General features: G+C 67.3%; 13 protein-coding genes. 3 read left to right on the plus strand and 10 right to left on the minus strand.

Going from position 1 to position 15,242, the window contains the following annotated elements:
• Window positions 1–47: 47 nt before the first annotated feature.
• From KJ554_12420 to serS, 10 genes are all read right to left on the minus strand, one after another.
• On the minus strand, window positions 48–3,932 hold the full coding sequence (locus KJ554_12420; GenBank protein ID MBU0743137.1) for a hypothetical protein: 3,885 nt from the start codon (window positions 3,930–3,932) through the stop codon (window positions 48–50).
• A complete protein-coding gene (locus KJ554_12425; GenBank protein ID MBU0743138.1) occupies window positions 3,929–4,894 on the minus strand; it encodes an ROK family protein in 966 nt (321 codons plus the stop codon). The genes KJ554_12420 and KJ554_12425 overlap by 4 nt, the downstream gene beginning before the upstream one ends.
• The gene (locus tag KJ554_12430) at window positions 4,891–6,312 is read right to left on the minus strand and encodes a hypothetical protein (GenBank protein MBU0743139.1); all 1,422 of its coding nucleotides are present in this window, start codon (window positions 6,310–6,312) and stop codon (window positions 4,891–4,893) included. Before KJ554_12430 ends, KJ554_12425 begins: the two co-directional genes overlap by 4 nt.
• Before the next feature lie 6 nt (window positions 6,313–6,318).
• Entirely contained in the window at window positions 6,319–7,200 is an 882-nt protein-coding gene (accD, locus tag KJ554_12435; GenBank protein MBU0743140.1) for an acetyl-CoA carboxylase, carboxyltransferase subunit beta, read from the minus strand.
• Between the two features lie 109 nt (window positions 7,201–7,309).
• Window positions 7,310–7,774: a ribosomal protein S18-alanine N-acetyltransferase gene (gene rimI, locus KJ554_12440; protein ID MBU0743141.1), complete on the minus strand. Its 465-nt coding sequence runs from the start codon at window positions 7,772–7,774 to the stop codon at window positions 7,310–7,312.
• 2 nt (window positions 7,775–7,776) lie between these two features.
• The gene (gene tsaB / locus KJ554_12445; GenBank protein MBU0743142.1) at window positions 7,777–8,559 is read right to left on the minus strand and encodes a tRNA (adenosine(37)-N6)-threonylcarbamoyltransferase complex dimerization subunit type 1 TsaB; all 783 of its coding nucleotides are present in this window, start codon (window positions 8,557–8,559) and stop codon (window positions 7,777–7,779) included.
• A complete protein-coding gene (gene tsaE, locus KJ554_12450; protein MBU0743143.1) occupies window positions 8,559–9,068 on the minus strand; it encodes a tRNA (adenosine(37)-N6)-threonylcarbamoyltransferase complex ATPase subunit type 1 TsaE in 510 nt (169 codons plus the stop codon). The genes tsaB and tsaE overlap by 1 nt, the downstream gene beginning before the upstream one ends.
• 9 nt (window positions 9,069–9,077) lie before the next feature.
• Window positions 9,078–10,631, minus strand: coding sequence for a response regulator (locus KJ554_12455; GenBank protein MBU0743144.1), 1,554 nt, complete (start codon window positions 10,629–10,631; stop codon window positions 9,078–9,080).
• 1 nt (window position 10,632) lies between these two features.
• Window positions 10,633–11,877, minus strand: coding sequence for a HAMP domain-containing histidine kinase (locus KJ554_12460; GenBank protein MBU0743145.1), 1,245 nt, complete (start codon window positions 11,875–11,877; stop codon window positions 10,633–10,635).
• A gap of 29 nt (window positions 11,878–11,906) precedes the next feature.
• Entirely contained in the window at window positions 11,907–13,166 is a 1,260-nt protein-coding gene (serS, locus tag KJ554_12465) for a serine--tRNA ligase (protein MBU0743146.1), read from the minus strand.
• 178 nt (window positions 13,167–13,344) lie between these two features.
• Between serS and pyrF the strand changes: the two genes are divergently transcribed.
• From pyrF to KJ554_12480, 3 genes are all read left to right on the plus strand, one after another.
• Entirely contained in the window at window positions 13,345–14,097 is a 753-nt protein-coding gene (gene pyrF / locus KJ554_12470; GenBank protein ID MBU0743147.1) for an orotidine-5'-phosphate decarboxylase, read from the plus strand.
• Window positions 14,094–14,669: an orotate phosphoribosyltransferase gene (pyrE, locus tag KJ554_12475; protein ID MBU0743148.1), complete on the plus strand. Its 576-nt coding sequence runs from the start codon at window positions 14,094–14,096 to the stop codon at window positions 14,667–14,669. Before pyrF ends, pyrE begins: the two co-directional genes overlap by 4 nt.
• A gap of 3 nt (window positions 14,670–14,672) precedes the next feature.
• Window positions 14,673–15,242, plus strand: a 570-nt coding sequence (locus KJ554_12480; protein MBU0743149.1) for a hypothetical protein, incomplete at its 3' end; no start/stop codon positions are given.

Below are 15,242 nucleotides of genomic sequence, written 5' to 3' on the forward strand. Positions count from 1 at the left end.
ATACAAAAAATGGAGTTTCTCCAGTCCTGGAGCGGACTTTCGGCGACTCATGGCAGGAGGCCGCTGGTGGCGCGTCCGTATCCGCTGACCATGTCCTCCTTGCCGCGGGTCACCTTCACGTCGGGAATGGACTTCAGGGACAGGATGAAACCGAACTGGGAATCCACGGCGTTGACCGTGCGCGAGAAACGCAGCTGCCAGCAATGCAGGTCGCGGGACAGGTTCCAGGTCTGGTTGGTCAGGGTGCCGCGTTCGATGTCGTAGCTCGTCCGGTAGTCGAATTGCCAGTTGCGCGTCAAGGTGACACCGAAGCTCAGGCTGACGCGCGCCGTGGTGTTGTCGCTGATGTGGTCCTTGCTGTAGGAGAAGTTGCTGCCCAGACGCCAGGGAATGTAACGCCCGCCCCCGGTCTCGTCGCGGCCGCCATCGGCCCTTTCCGCGCCGAAGTAGGCGAAACCGGGAAACGCCTCGTCCGCATCATCGAGGCGTCCGTCCTGCTCCCCGGTGAAGAGGTACGCCTCCTCGTCGTCCACGACCGCGGTGCTGTCGGCGCCGATGCCGAGCAGGTCGATGGTGCTGTTGCGTTCCCGCTCCAGGACCAGCACCTCGCCGCCGGTATCCACGCGGCCGTTGAAGCTGAGACCGTAGACGATGCGCGTGCTGGTCACGCGCATGGCGTAGGGATCGATGGACTGGTTGACCGTCACCTTGAGGTTGCGGTTCTGGCCCGGCTTGACCGTGAGGGAACTGCTGATGGTCTGCCAGCGGCTGTCGGGATCTCGGTCCGGGCTGTAGCCCGTGCTCAAGCCCCAGTCGATGATGCCGTCGAGCTTCTTGTACTCGGCGATGGAATCGGCCTCGCTGCCGGCGAGGTACTTGGCGTCGAAGCGGTTGTTCACCGACAGCCCGAAGGACTCCGAACGGATCTGCTTGCCGGGAATGCTGGGTGACAGGCGATGGCTCACGTTGAAGCCGAAGGTGTGCCGGATGGCGCGCAGTCGCCCGATCTTCGGCCGGAACAGGCCGTAGAGCTTGGCCGAGACCGCCGAGTTGATGGAAAAGCCCGTGTCGTTGTTTTCCGCGATCGAACGCACATCCTCGGCCACGTAGTTCGTGTCGGGATCCAGGACGTAGGCCGTACCCGAGTCCTCCTCGCGCGTCCAGGAATAGCTGCCGCCGACGCCGGTGCTGGCGGTCAGGAACAAGAGCCGTTGCTGCTTGAGCGAGAGCGAGGCCGAGCCCCGCGCCGAATGCAGCGTGTTGTCCGTCGTTTCGTACGATTTGCGCGCGCTGCTGAAATCGTAATTGTGGCTGAGGTATGTGCTGCGCAGCAGGTTGCCGACCACGTTCCCCTTCTGCCCCGTGCGCAGGGCCGGCAGCAGGGACGTGCTCTTGAACGTGAGCTTCAGCTGCGGGAAGGACTGTGTCGACAGCAGGTTGTTGGAACCGAGGTCGTCGTCCTCGCGGTTGACGAACTCGTCGCGCTTGAAGTTGAGCGTGGCGCTGAGGTTGGACCAGTTGCGGCTGAGGTAGATGGTCGAGGTCTGCTGTCCGCTGATGACGTCCCGGCCCACGTCGCTGATCAGGTCCTCGCGCGAGATGGTCTTGCTGGACATCTGCACGCTGGAGCGGAAACGGTAGTAGTCGAAGAGGGTCTCCTGGCTGTGATTCCACCGCAGTTGCCACTCGCGGGTGCCGGCCTGCTCCCCGAGCGTGTTGCGTCGCGAGTAGTCGACGTTCCCCGTGAAGCTGTAGCGCTTCACGTAGCGGTTGCTGACCTGCCAGGTGAGCTCGCGGTTCTCGTTGTAGTCGCCGCGCACCGTGAAATCGGTGTAGTCGCTGGTCGCCCAGTAGTAGCCCCAGTCCCGGATGTAACGCCCCGTCCGCTCCGACCAGCCGAAATTGAAGTTCGGAAAGAGGATGCCCGACTTGCGGCCCGTCTCGAGCGCCTTGAAATAGAAGGGCAGGGCGAAGACGGGCACCTCGCCGATCTTCATCACGATGGGCTTGGCGACCACCTTGTCGCCGGGGCGGATCTTCATCTTGTCGGCCCAGAAATGATAGTGCGGCTCGGCCAGGTCGCAGGAGGTCATCTTGCCCGATCGTATCTTCAGGGTGCCGTCGTCGAAGCGCTTGATCTCCTCGCCCACGTAGAAGAACTCGTCCATGGCGGTCGCGCCCTCGCGCACCGCGCCGGTGCGGTGCTCGAAGCCGTATCCCAGCTGGCGGCCCGCGATCTTCTGGGACGCGTCCACGAGCAGGGGCTTGTCCTCCGCGTAGAGTTCGCGTGTCTGGAGGTCCATGCGCACCTTGCCGGCGGTCAGGTCCAGCGAACCGTAGACCAGGTTGGCGTTGCCGGCGATGTGGATCTGCCGGCCGGCGAGATCGAAGATGGCGGCATCCCCCTCGTATTCGACTTTCTGCCGATTGGCGCCGAAATCCCAGGTGCGGCGGCCGTCCGACAGAGTGTCGCTCGCAGCGCGCATGAGGGTTCCGACGAGCGCGCTGTCGGCCAGCACGGCGGCCAGGGTCGAGTCTGCGAGCAGCGATGCGAACGTCGTATCGGCGGGGGCCGCCGCGGCATCGCCCGCGGCCATTGCCGTCAGGAGCGCTGTCGGGTCCGCGCCGGACGTCCCGCCCGGGAGACCGGGCGGGACGGAGTCGCCTCCCGCGGTCGCGAGGCTGTCCAGGAGGGCGGCCGCCCTGTCGGTGACGGCGCCAAGCTCCGCCAGCCGCAGGAAGGAGTAGACGCCGCTCATGCCCCCCATGACATCGACCTGGCGCACCTTGCCGTCCTGGAAGGCGATGACGATGGTGTCTCCGGTGACGTCGTTGAAGGCCACCTCCTCGGCGACGTCCAGGGGCACGTAGACGCTATGCGCGTTGCCCACGACCACTGACCGGTCCGGCACCTCGTCCGCGAAGAACACCGTGATGTCGTCGCCGGTCAGTTCGTCGGTGCCCGGCAGGCCGAGGTACTGCTGCGCCAGCTGGGACGGTTCGTGGTCCACGACCCGGGCCTCGCGCCTCAGGTGCACGCGGTCCAGCTCGCCGTCCAGGTAGACGAATTCGATCTCCTCGGCGTCCATGGTGCTGCCTTCCCCGTCGTCGAGTTCCGGGGCGCCGGTCAGCACCACGCGGTCCTGGCCGTGTATCACCGCCGTATCGGCCCTGGCCGAGGTCGTCCCCTGGTAGATGCGGACGCTGTCGACCATGACCACGCGTTTCTCGGCGTGGTGGAAGTACATCACCTCGGCCACGGCGCGCAGGGGGCGGCGGCCCTGCTCCCGGCTCGTCAGATTCGGCGCGCGATCGACGATCGCCAGGTCCTGCTGCCGGTAGAACAGGGCGTGCTCGCCCGTGACCAGGTTCGCGCGCTCGGGGTCGACGATCTTCACGCGCCCTGAAGCCTCGCCGCGGTCCTCCTCGTCCCAGCGCGTGATGGTGTCGGCCCAGACCACGTATTCCGGCGTGACGAGACGCGCGCTGCGCATCAGACGGAACCGGTCGCCGCCCTCGCGCAGCTCGCCCTCGTCCGAGGTCGCGATCATGTCGCCTTCTTCCAGGCGGACCTGGCGGTAGAATTCGGCCTCCTCCGTGGTGCCGTGATAAACGGCGCGGCGGCAGGTGAGGACGGCGGCGGCGCGGGTCATGCGGACGTCTCCGAAGAACTCGTACTCGTCCCGGTCCCCGTAGAAGGCGGCGGAGTCGCCCCGCACCGTGAGAGAATCCCTGACGACCACGACGTTGCCGATCAACCAGGTGACCTTCTCGCCGTCGACGACACGGTCGACCAGGCGGTCGGCGCGGTAGTCGGTGCGCGGCGCGTGCGGTGCGTCGCGGACGGGCGGATCGGTCGCGGCGGTCAACCAGATGATCGCGCAAAGGAGGGACGTCCCGGTCAGCACGTATTGCCGGCCCGGCGACTTCATGCCGCCTCCAGGCCGTCCCGGGCGAGGCGGGAGGCGCCGAGCGCGGCCGCGTGCGGTCCCAGCTCGGCGGGTTCGATAGGCGTATCGCGGCTCGCCACGCAGAGAATCAGCGAGGCGGCCGTCGCTCGACAAGGCGTGAAGATGAGATCTCCCGCCTGGGCCACACCGCCGCCGATGATGATCTTGTCCGGATCGAGCAGGTTCACCAGGTTGCCGACGGCGATACCCAGCATGCGCCCGGTGTCGCGGAACAGCGATGCGGTCGGGTTGTCGCCGGCGACGGCCAGAGCGGCCAGGTCGCGGGTCGTCAGTTCGGCGCCCCGCGCGGCGATCAACTCGCGCAGCGCCGGGCCGGCACCCGGTCCGTCCGCGCGCCGGCGCGCTTCGGCCAGCAGTCCGCGCGAACCGGCATAGGCCTCGACGCAGCCGCGGTTGCCGCATCCGCAGAGGGGCCCGTCGGGATCCAGGATCATGTGTCCGATCTCGCCGGCGCCGTGGCGCGTGCCCGTGACCAGGCGCCCGTCGACCATAACCGCGCCGCCGACACCGGTGCCCAGCGCCAGCATGACGAGGTCTCGACAGCCCCGGCCGGCGCCGAAGCGCGCCTCACCGGCCAGGGCGGCGTTCACGTCGTTGGCGAATACGCCGTGGATGTCGCCGAAAGCCTCGCGCAGGGCGCCGGCCAGATCGCTTTCCTCCCATCCGGGCAGGTTGGGGGCGCGGCCGAGATATCCCCGGACCGGGTCCACGATGCCGGCGCAGGCCAGGCCCGCGGCGGCGAGCGCGACGCCGGGCGGCAGACGATCCGCGACGGCCGCGGCCAGTCGGACGAAGGTCTCGAGGACATCGCTGGTGTCGGTGGGAATCTCGCCCGAATACCTGTCGGGATCCTCGGCGCCGCCCACGACGAACTTCACCGCCGTACCGCCGATGTCCGCCCCCAGTACCAGCTGCTCCGTCATGACATCTCCCCGTCCCGCAATCCCTCCAGCACCGGTCCGGCCCCGCGAACGCGGCGCGTATCCTCCAGAGACCGGAATCCCAGCGCGTAGAGGACTTCCGCCACCAGGAAGCACGAGCCGCAGGCGAGCACGGAGTCCTGCGGCGAGACCGTCCCCGCCAGGGCCTTCAAGGCCGCGGTCAGATCATCGTGCACCTCGACGGCATTGTGCGTAGCGAGTCCCCATCGGTCCATCAACGATTTCAGCTGGCCGGGGTTCCGCGATCTCGGCAATCCCACCGGCGCCGCGAGGACGGCATCGGCCCGGGCCAGCAGCCGGCCGGTCTCGTCGCCGGGATCCTTGTCCGCCAGACCGCCGAAGAGCACGATCCGGCGACCGGTGCATGGCCTGTCCAGAAAACCCGTCAGAGCCACCGAGAGCGCCTCCGCGTTGTGGGCCGTGTCCACCACGAAGTCGGGGCCGCTCAGGATCTGCTGGAACCGGCCCGGCAGGAACACGCGACGCAGGGAGGCGGCCGGATCGTCGGGCAGGCCGAGAATCCCGGCCGCAGACAGCTCGTCGAGGCAGAGCAGGGCCAGGGCGGCGTTGCGGCGCAGGGGCGGCGGCCGCAGGACGGGCAGGCCTGCGAAGAGGCGATGGCGGGTCGTGAGGTCCCAGACCTCGCCGCGGTCGTCCACGCGCACGAGTTCATCCAGGAAGTGACAGGGACTGCCCGCAGCGACGGCGGCCGCGAAGACCTGGCCGCGCAATTCCTGCGTCACGGCGGTGAACAACGGCGCATTCGGCTTGAGCAGGCCGAGCTTCTCGGCGGCGATCTCGGCAACGGTCCCGCCCAGGATCTGCTGATGGTCCAGGGATACGCCGGTCAACAGCAAAGCCGCCTGCGGCAGGGCGTTGCTGGCGTCGAGACGGCCGCCCAGGCCGGTCTCGCAGCAGAAGACGTCGACCCCGGCATCCCGGGCGATCGCCAGCGAGGTCGCCGTGAGCGCCTCGAACCAGCTCGCCTCGTGTCTCTCCACCGCGGATCGCAACGATTCGGCCGTACGACAGAACAGGTCGGGCGCGACGGGCCGGTCGTCGAGGGTCAGGCGCTCGTAGACCTGCAAGAGGTGGGGGCTGGTGAAACAGGCGGTGCGGTACCCGGCGTCCCGGAGCAGGCGCGCCAGCAAGTGCGTCGTGCTGCCCTTGCCGTTGGTGCCTGCGATCACCAGTATCCGGTACGCATGCTCGGGATGACCCAGATCCTCCAGCAGGCCGCGAATCCGTTTCAGCCCGGGCCGGATGCCCCTGCGGTTCAGGGAGAAGAGCCAGCGGGTGGTCTCGTTGTCCGGCGCGAAGGGGGGGTGCGCCCGATCGCCGACGCCCGGTTCACCTGGATAGGAAATATCGTCGTAGGACTTGGCATCGGGACCGGCCATACCGTCTCAACCGCGGAAGGGTTGCTCGACCGAGACTTCCCGTCCGGCCACGAACCAGTGCAGAACCTGTCCCACGCGCGTCTTCAGATCCTTGCGATTGACAATCATGTCGATCATGCCGTGCTCCAGGAGGAATTCCGAGGACTGGAAACCCTCGGGCAATTCGCTGTTGATCGTCTGCTGGATCACCCGCGGACCGGCAAAACCGATCAGCGCCCCCGGTTCGGCGATGATCACGTCGCCCAGGGACGCGTAGCTCGCCGTCACGCCGCCCGTGGTCGGGTGGGTCAGGATGGAGATGAAGGGGATGGCCTCCTCCTTCAGGCGGGACAGTACCGCGCTGGTCTTGGCCATCTGCATGAGCGAGAGCAGGGACTCCTGCATGCGCGCGCCGCCCGAGCAGGACACGATGACCGCGGCCTCCCGGTCGCGCAACGAATCCAGCAGCATCCTGGCGATCTTCTCGCCGACGACCGATCCCATGCTGCCGCCCATGAAATCGAAGTCCATGATCCCCAGGCAGACCGGCAGGTGGTCGATCTCGCAGCGCCCCGTGATGATCGCGTCGTCGCGCCCGGTCTTCTTGAGGCTGGCCTTGATGCGATCGTTGTAGCTCTTGGAGTCCTTGAATTCGAGCGGGTCCTTCGAGGTGATGCCGCGGTGCGTCTCGTTCCATGTGCCCTCGTCGGCGAGCAGGGCGAGGATCTGCAGCACGTTGATCCGCAGATGGTGGTTGCAGTTGGTGCAGACCCAGTGATTCCGCGTCAATTCCCGATGATAGAGAATCTCGCCGCAGGAGGGGCATTTGCTCCAGAGATTGTCGGGTATCTCCGTCTTCTGGGTGGTCAGGGCCTTGATGCCCTTCTTGGCCTGATCTATCCAGGACATCTCGTACTCCTCGCTGCGAAGATCCGCGCCGCCGGGCGGGGCGGCGGGCTTGCAAAGACTAGCCTCTCGGCGGTCCGGCGACAAGTCGAAACGGCTTGCCGCGTCCGCTTCAACGATCCGTTGCAGCCAGCAACCGGATCAGCACCAGGGCATCTTCGCCGGTATCTCTGTAGTACTGCGGCCGGCGTTCGATCGACTCGAAGCCATGGCGCGCGTAGAAGGCCAGGGCCGGCTCGTTGCCGACTCTCACCTCCAGGGTGGCCGTGCGGCATCCCTCGGCCACCGCCGCGGCGAGTGTCGCCTCCAGGAGCAGGGTGCCGATACCCGAACGCCGCTCGCCGGTGGCCACCGCCAGATTTATCACATGCCACTCGTCGGCGACCTTCCAGGCCATGAGGTACCCGACCACCTCGCCGTTCCTCAGCGCGGACAGGGGCCGACGCATGCGGTCGGTGCGCAACTCGGTCAGCAGGGAATCCTCGGGCCACGGATCGGAGAAGCTCGCCGCTTCGATGTGGGCGATCCGCGGCAGATCGACAGGCAAGGACCGTCTCAGTTCGATCCTGTCCGTCATGCTCATACGTCCTCCCCGCGCCGTGGTGCGGCGCCTCGCGGACTTCGCGGCGTGAGGTCGAGGCCCCGCTTGACCTCGGCGTCGGAGACGCGCAGATACGCGGGAGTCAAGACGAAGGGATGCACCTCCGTGAAACGGGTCCGGTCGCGGCTGATCGCCCAGGCCACCGCGCGCGCCGTGGCGGGATGCGCGGACTCCCAGGGACGCACGCGCGGCGAGCCTGTCTCCTGCAATTCCGCGCGCAGTGCCGGACCTTCGCCCAACAGCAACGACACGCCGTTGCCGGCATAGACGGAGGCCTCGGGAGACGGCACGGCGGCCAACAGCTCCCGCCAGCAGGCGTCGGGCCGGCGGGGAGCGGGCGGCAGGATCTCCTCCACCCAGTCGTCGCGTCGGCGATAGACGGCGGCGAACACCTCGCCGCGTCTGGCGTCCAGGACCGGCACGGCCCACGCATAGGCCTGATTCTCGGCCAACATGGCTCCCGCCATGGCTTCCAGGGTGGAAACGGCATAGAGCGAACAGCCCAGACTCCAGGCCATGCCCTTGGCGGTCGCGACGCCGATGCGCACGCCGGTGAAACTGCCCGGCCCCCTGCAGACCGCCACGGCGTCGAGATCGCGCCGGTCCCGGCCCGCGGCATCTAGCAGGTCGTCGATCACCGGCAGCAGGGCATCGGCGTAAGTGCCCGTTACATTGAAGGGCTGGTACCGGAGCACGTTGCCGTCCTCGGCGATGGCGAAGCGGCCCCAGGTCGTCGAGGTGTCCAGGGCGAGACAGAGCATCAGGTCCTCCCTCCGCGGAGGAAGCCGCGCCAGCGCAACGGCAGCTCCGGCACGCCGCGCAGCCGCCAGATCCGTTCATCCTCGCCCGCGCCCGGGGTGACCAGGAACTCCAGGCGCGCGGACAGCCACGGCAGCAGCGGCGCGGGCCATTCGGCCAGCAACACCGCGCGACCGTCCTCGACCTCGTCCATGACGGCATCGAGCCCCGTGTCGTGCAGGTCGTCCTGCGTCCCGAGTCGATAGAAATCCAGGTGATGGACCACGAAACGGCCCGCGTAGCGATTGGCGATGGTGAACGTCGGCGACGTCACGTCCTCGTCCACGCCGAGCCCGCGGCATAGTCCCTTGGTGAAGAGGGTCTTGCCGGCGCCGAGCGGCCCCCACAGCAGAAGCACCTCTCCCCCGGCCAGCAGGTCGGCCGCACGAAGGCCGAGGTCCAGCGTGTCCGCTGGCGATCCTGACACCAGTCCGGGGCCGAAGTCCCGCTCGTCGGGCAAGGCATGATCCATGGCGTTCGACTATCGGGGACGCATCACGGCGAACGGCACGATCATCTCCTCGAGGCTGACGCCGCCGTGCTGGAAGCTCCCGCGATACAACCTTTCGTACTCATGGTAGTTGGTCGGATAGACCAGATAATGGTTCTCGGTCGTGATGGCATAATTCTCGATGGCGGACTGACGAGGCAACATGTATTCCTCCGGCTCCTTCATCAGGAACACGGCCTTCTCGTCCACACCGAGATTGTCCCCGTACTTGTAGCGCACGTTGCTGCTGGTGTCGCGGTTGCCCTTGATGGTCGTGGCCTTGGTGCACATGGTCGACCCGTGATCGGTCGTGATGATCACGGTCACGTCCTTGCGGGCCAGGTGCTTCAACACCTCGAACAGCGTCGAATGTTCGAACCAGCTGCGCATCAGGGAGCGGAAGGCGGCCACGTCCGGCGCCAGTTCCTTGAGGATCGACGACTGGGCGCGGCCGTGCGCCATGATGTCCAGGAAGTTGTATACCGCGGCCACCAGCCGCAGGTCGTCCAGCGAACCGACGTGGCGGCGCAGATCATCGGTGTCGCGCGCGTCGTAGACCTTGTAGTAGCGGTAGCTGGTGGCCGCCGGCGAGTTCAGGCGCTTGAGCTGCTCGCCCAGCAGTTCCTGCTCGTGGGCGTTCTTGGAATGCTGCTGGACGCTGGATCCTTTCCACCACTCGGGGTAGCTGGACGCGATCTCGCCGGGGTAGATGCCCGCGAACAGGGCGTTGCGGGCGAAAGGGGTGGCGGTGGGCAGGATCGACCAGTAGAGACGCCTTTCGATCTGGAAGTAGGGCTCCAGCAACGATTCCACGTGCTGCCACTGATCCAGCCGCATGCAGTCGATGACGATGAAGTAGACCTGACGGCCGGATTCGATCTCCGGCGCGACCCAGGTGCGGATCATGTCGGGACTGAGGAGCGGGGACCCGTCGGCCCCGTTGACCCAGCCCGCGTAATGATCGCGTACGTAACGGGCGAAGACGCGGTTGGCCTCGGCGCATTGCTCCTCGTGCGTGCTGAGCAGACCGTGGTCGCTGTACGAATAGAGGTCCAGCTCCCAGGTGACAAGATCCGAGTAGAGGGATTCCCAATCCGACGGCGTCCGCGCGTTCGCGAGACGAGCGGATACGCCCTGGTAGTGGGACAGGAAATCGCGGTTTATCTGTTCGCCGCGGATGCGGCGGCCCTCCAGCAGCCGCTTCAGCGCCGAGACGATCTGCAGGGGCGAGACCGGCTTGACGAGATAGTCGTCGATGCGCCGGCCGATGGCCCGGTTCATCAGGTCCTCTTCCTCGCTCTTGGTGATCATCACCACGGGTACGTTGTCGCGGACCTGCTTGAGCTCGCCGAGGGTTTCGAGGCCGCCCATGCCGGGCATCATCTCGTCCAGCAGGATGGCGTCGTAGGGGGTTTTGCGCAGCAGCTCGACGGCATCCCGCCCGTTGTTCGCGCCCTGCACCTCGTACCCCTTCTCGGTCAGGTAGACCACGTGGGAACGCAATTCCTCTATCTGGTCATCGACCCACAGGATCTTGAACGGCAATTTAATTCCCCTCCCCGGGCAGCGTGATCAGGAACGTGGTGCCCGTGGCACCGGTGCGCTCCACCTGGATGCGGCCGCCGTGATACTGGACGATGATGCGTTTCACCAGGGCGAGTCCCATGCCCCAGCCGCGGCTCTTGGTGGTGAAGCCCGCCTCGAAGATGCGGTTCCTGTGGGCGGACGGGATGCCGCTGCCGGTGTCGGAGACCCTGATCAGCGCGCCGCCGCGGGGACCATCGTCCAGCCTGGCCAGGATGGTGCCGCCCTGTTCGGGCAAGGCGTCGATGCCGTTCTTGATCAGGTTCTCGAGGACCCATTCCATGAGATCGCGATTGAAGCGGCACAGGTTGTTCAGCTCGCACTCGCACCTCAGGTCCACGCGTCCACTCAGGTGGGGCAGCCGCTTCTCAAAATAAGCCACTGCGGACATTACCGCATCCTGGAGGTCGGTGTCGTCCAGGCGGGGGCGGGAGCCGATCTTGCTGAACCTTTCCGACACCTTCCCCAGCCGCGACACGTCGCGGCCGATCTCCTCGACCACCTCGTCCTCCCCCGAGGCCCTGTCCCGCAGGATGGCCAGCCAGCCCAGGATCGACGTGATGGGCGTGCCCAGCTGGTGGGCCGTCTCCTTGGCCATGCCGGCGAACAGCTTCTGCTCGTCGCCGTCCCATTTGACATTGAGGGCCCAGACGATGAGCAGGAAGAAGACCACCAGCAGCATCAGTTCCAGGTAGGGCATCCAGCGGATGTGTCGGCCCAGCACGGACGCGCCGTAGTGGAGGGTGAGCATGCGCTGGCCGGTGGCCGGATCGGTGATGGCGAAGGGTTCGTTGCGGGCGTCGTATTCACGAATCAACTCGAGTATCCGGTCCAGTTCGGGACCGTTGCCCCCCTCGGGATCGATCCCGGCGAGGGTTTCCTGCTCGTCGGGCATGGGGATGCCGATCATGGTGCCGTTCCACAGCACCGGCCGTCCCTGGTTGTCCGTGACGATGAAGGGAACGTCCATCTCGCGCGTGCGGGTCAGCACTTCGCCCAGGCCGACGATCTGGCCATGGGCCAGGTGCAGGCTCGCGAAATGGGACAGGAGCCAGGTCGAGAGCCTGGCCTGTTCCTCCACCCGGTCGGCGACGCGAAAAGCGGCCTGACTGATGGCCATGAAGATGATGAGGCTGCCGACCAGCAGGTAGGCGGTGAAGATGTGGCGCTTGCGCAGCCTCTTGAGCGACTGTGGCCACCAGGCCATGCCGGCCTCCTCGGCGGTTGGCGGAAGTTCTAGCCGATGGACTCGAGTCCGGCCAGGTAGGGACGCAGCGCTTCCGGCACGCGGATGCGGCCGTCCGGGGTCTGGTAGTTCTCCATGACGGCCACGATCACGCGCGGCAGCGCCAGTCCGGAACCGTTGAGCGTGTGCACGTAACCGCCGCCGCCGGGGCCCTTGAAACGGATACCGGCCCGGCGCGCCTGGAAATCCTCGAAATTGCTGCAGGACGAGACCTCCAGCCAGGCGCCGACACCGGGCGCCCAGGCTTCCAGGTCGTAGCATTTGGCCGCGGCGAAGCTGAGATCGCCGGTGGCGAGGGTCTGTACGCGATAGGGCAGTTCGAGGCGACGCAGAACCTCCTCGGCGTCGTCGGTCAGGGCTTCGAGCGCGTCGTAGGACGCCTCGGGCCGCACGAACTGGACCATCTCCACCTTGTGGAACTGGTGCACGCGCAACAGGCCGCGCGTGTCCTTGCCTGCGGCGCCGGCCTCTCGTCTGAAGCAAGGCGAGAACGCCACGTACTTGACGGGCAACCGGTCGGCCGACAGGGTCTCCTGGCGGTGGATGTTCGTGACCGAAACCTCGGCGGTGGGGATCAGGAAGAGGTCGTCCACGGCGCAGAAGTACATGTCGTCTTCCATCTTGGGAAGTTGGCCCGTGCCGGTCATGGCGTCCCGGTTGACCAGGTACGGCACGTTGACTTCCGTGTAGCCCTGTTCGAGATGCACGTCGATCATGAAGTTGATCAGAGCCCGTTCCAGACGCGCGCCCTGCCCGCTCAACAGCGTGAAGCCCGAGCCGGACATCCGCGCCGCGGCCTCCGGGTTCATCATCCCGAGTGCCGCGCCCAGTTCCCAGTGGGGTCTGGCGGCGGAGTCCGGCGCGCGGACCTCGCCCCATTCGCGCACCAGCTGGTTTTCCTCTTCGCCACCCTCGGGAACGCTCTCGTGCGGCACGTTGGGAATGCGCAGATACAGTTCCCCGACCTCGGCCTCGGCGGCCGCGGCTTCCTGCTTGAGCGCCTTGATGCGGCCGGAGATCTCCTTCATGCGCGAGATCGCCTCGGCTGCGTCCTCGCCGGTCTTGCGGCGGGCGGCGATGTCCTTGTTGGCCCTGTTCGCCTCGGCCTGGAACTCCTCCAGGCTCTTCAGCGCCTCGCGCCGCGCGGCGTCCTTTTCGTAATAGGCATCGACGTCGAACGATTCGCGCTTGGCCCTGACGGCCCACGTCACGCGCTCCCGGTTCTCCCGCAGATATTTTCTGTCCAGCAAGGGGATTCCTCCAGCCAGATGGCGTCTGTTTCGCATTGCATTCGGCCGTGGCGGCTGTTAAGAAGGGTATAGACCAACGACCTGGGACGGGCAAGGCAAATCACCCCTGCCCCGCCCGGGATCGGTGTGTCCGCCGAACGGTCCTCTCTCCACGTCACGCCAGAACGGGAACACGATGATGGACTCCGCCGCGCCGGCCGCCGCCCTGCGCAAGCTGCCCCTGGACCAGCGCGTCATCACGGCCCTGGACGTCCCCGACCCCGGATCCGCCTGCACCCTGGCGGCCGCCCTGGGCGAGCGGGGCAGGATCGTCAAGATCGGGTTGGAGCTCTTCACCGCCGCCGGCCCGGCGGTCCTCGCCGCGCTGCGTGACATGAACAAGGAGGTCTTCCTGGACCTCAAATACAAGGACATCCCGAATACGGTGGCCGGCGCGGTCGGGGCGGCCTGCGGCCTGGGAGTCGTCATGATGACGTTGCACGCCGACGGCGGGCGGCGCATGATGGAAGCCGCGGTCGAGGCGGCGGAGAAGGCCGCCGGTCCGGGACAGCGGCGACCGGCACTGCTGGCGGTCACCGTGTTGACCAGCCTCAACCTGGCGGAGGCGGACGAAACCGCCCCCGGCGGGGGGCCGCTCCGGGACAGGATCGTGCGTCTGGCACGACTGGCCCTGGACAGCGGCTGCGACGGCGTGGTCTGCTCTCCCCGGGATCTTCCGGCCCTGCGCGACGAGGTGGGCGGCGAGCTGCTGGCGGTCACGCCCGGCGTGCGGCCCGCGGGTTCCTCCGATGACGACCAGTGCCGGGTCGCCACACCGGCCGAAGCCATGAAGAGCGGCGCGGATTTCCTCGTCGTCGGTCGCCCCATCACCCGGGCCGGCGATCCCGCCGCGGCGTTGTTGGAGATCAGCCAGGAGTTGTCGTCCGCATGACTGAGTCTGAACTGCTGAACCTGATGAGTGAACTGGGCGCGCTCGAGCGCGGCCATTTCGAGCTCAGCAGCGGCCTGCACAGCGATACGTATTTCCAGTGCGCGCAGGTGCTGCAGTTCCCGGAGCTCGCCACCGAGCTCGGCCGTCGCCTCGCCGGACGCTTCGAAGCCGATTCCTGCGACCTCGTCGTCTCCCCCGCGCTCGGTGCGATCCTGCTGGGCCACGAGGTCGCGAGAGCCGTGGGCCGCCGCTTCGTCTTCACCGAGCGCAAGGAAGGCGTGATGCGCCTGCGGCGCGGCTTCAGCATCCAGACCGGCGAGAGGGCCCTGATCGTCGAGGATGTCGTCACCCGCGGTACCTCCACGCGCGAAGTCGCGGACCTCGTCGAGCAGGCAGGCGGACAGGTATGCGGCCTGGCCTCGCTGGTCGACCGCACCGACGCCGGCGTGGAACTGCCCGCCCCTTTGGAGTCGTTGCTGCAAGTGGACGTGGCCACGCACGATCCGGACGAATGTCCCCTGTGCGCCCAGGGCCTGCCGCTCGTGAAACCCGGCAGCCGACGGGGACGCTGAGCGGTGTCGCACGCGGCCCTCACCCGGCGCTTGCTGGCAGCGGCCGCCGCCCTGGCGCTGACGTTCACCTGGCTGGCGGCGCGTGAGCCGTTGCCGCATCACGCCGCGAGCGATCTCTACACCCACCTGTCGGTCGCGCGCCACCTGATTCAGGGGGACGGATTCGTCAACGACATGGTCTACCCCCTGTCCCTCTCCTTTCCCTTCGCCGCGCACGTGCCGCAGCCTCTCGTCCACCGCCCCCCCGGCTATCCCTTGCTGATGACGCTACCCGTGGCGTTCGCCGGCGGCGATCCAGCCCGCGCGGAAGCGATGGCGGGACACCTGAGCCTGCTGTTCCTGGCGCTGATCGCCTGGTGCGGCGCTGCCCACGCCGTCGGGCGGGGGCGCGGCGACGTCGTGCTGCCCTGGCTGGCCGTGCTGCTGGTGAATCCCCTGCTGCAGATGACCGTGGGCTGGGCCCAGGTGGAGATCCCCACGGCCCTGCTGCTGCTCTGGCTCTGGACACGCCTGCGCGCCGCCGCCCAGGGTTCCGCCGGGACGCCGGCCGCGCGCGCGGCCGCCGCAAACGGG

This window comes from bacterium (assembly GCA_018814885.1).
GTDB lineage: Bacteria > Krumholzibacteriota > Krumholzibacteriia > LZORAL124-64-63 > LZORAL124-64-63 > JAHIYU01.

Excerpts from the sequence above, each read along its gene's own strand:
- tsaB (MBU0743142.1), bottom strand. The coding sequence starts at position 8,559 with ATGCTCTGTCTCGCCCTGGACACCTCGACGACCTGGGGCCGCTTCGCC.
- accD (MBU0743140.1), bottom strand. The coding sequence starts at position 7,200 with ATGTCCTGGATAGATCAGGCCAAGAAGGGCATCAAGGCCCTGACCACC.
- KJ554_12460 (MBU0743145.1), bottom strand. The coding sequence starts at position 11,877 with ATGGCCTGGTGGCCACAGTCGCTCAAGAGGCTGCGCAAGCGCCACATC.
- KJ554_12420 (MBU0743137.1), bottom strand. The coding sequence starts at position 3,932 with ATGAAGTCGCCGGGCCGGCAATACGTGCTGACCGGGACGTCCCTCCTT.
- rimI (MBU0743141.1), bottom strand. The coding sequence starts at position 7,774 with ATGACGGACAGGATCGAACTGAGACGGTCCTTGCCTGTCGATCTGCCG.
- pyrF (MBU0743147.1), top strand. The coding sequence starts at position 13,345 with ATGGACTCCGCCGCGCCGGCCGCCGCCCTGCGCAAGCTGCCCCTGGAC.
- KJ554_12430 (MBU0743139.1), bottom strand. The coding sequence starts at position 6,312 with ATGGCCGGTCCCGATGCCAAGTCCTACGACGATATTTCCTATCCAGGT.
- pyrE (MBU0743148.1), top strand. The coding sequence starts at position 14,094 with ATGACTGAGTCTGAACTGCTGAACCTGATGAGTGAACTGGGCGCGCTC.
- tsaE (MBU0743143.1), bottom strand. The coding sequence starts at position 9,068 with ATGGATCATGCCTTGCCCGACGAGCGGGACTTCGGCCCCGGACTGGTG.
- KJ554_12425 (MBU0743138.1), bottom strand. The coding sequence starts at position 4,894 with ATGACGGAGCAGCTGGTACTGGGGGCGGACATCGGCGGTACGGCGGTG.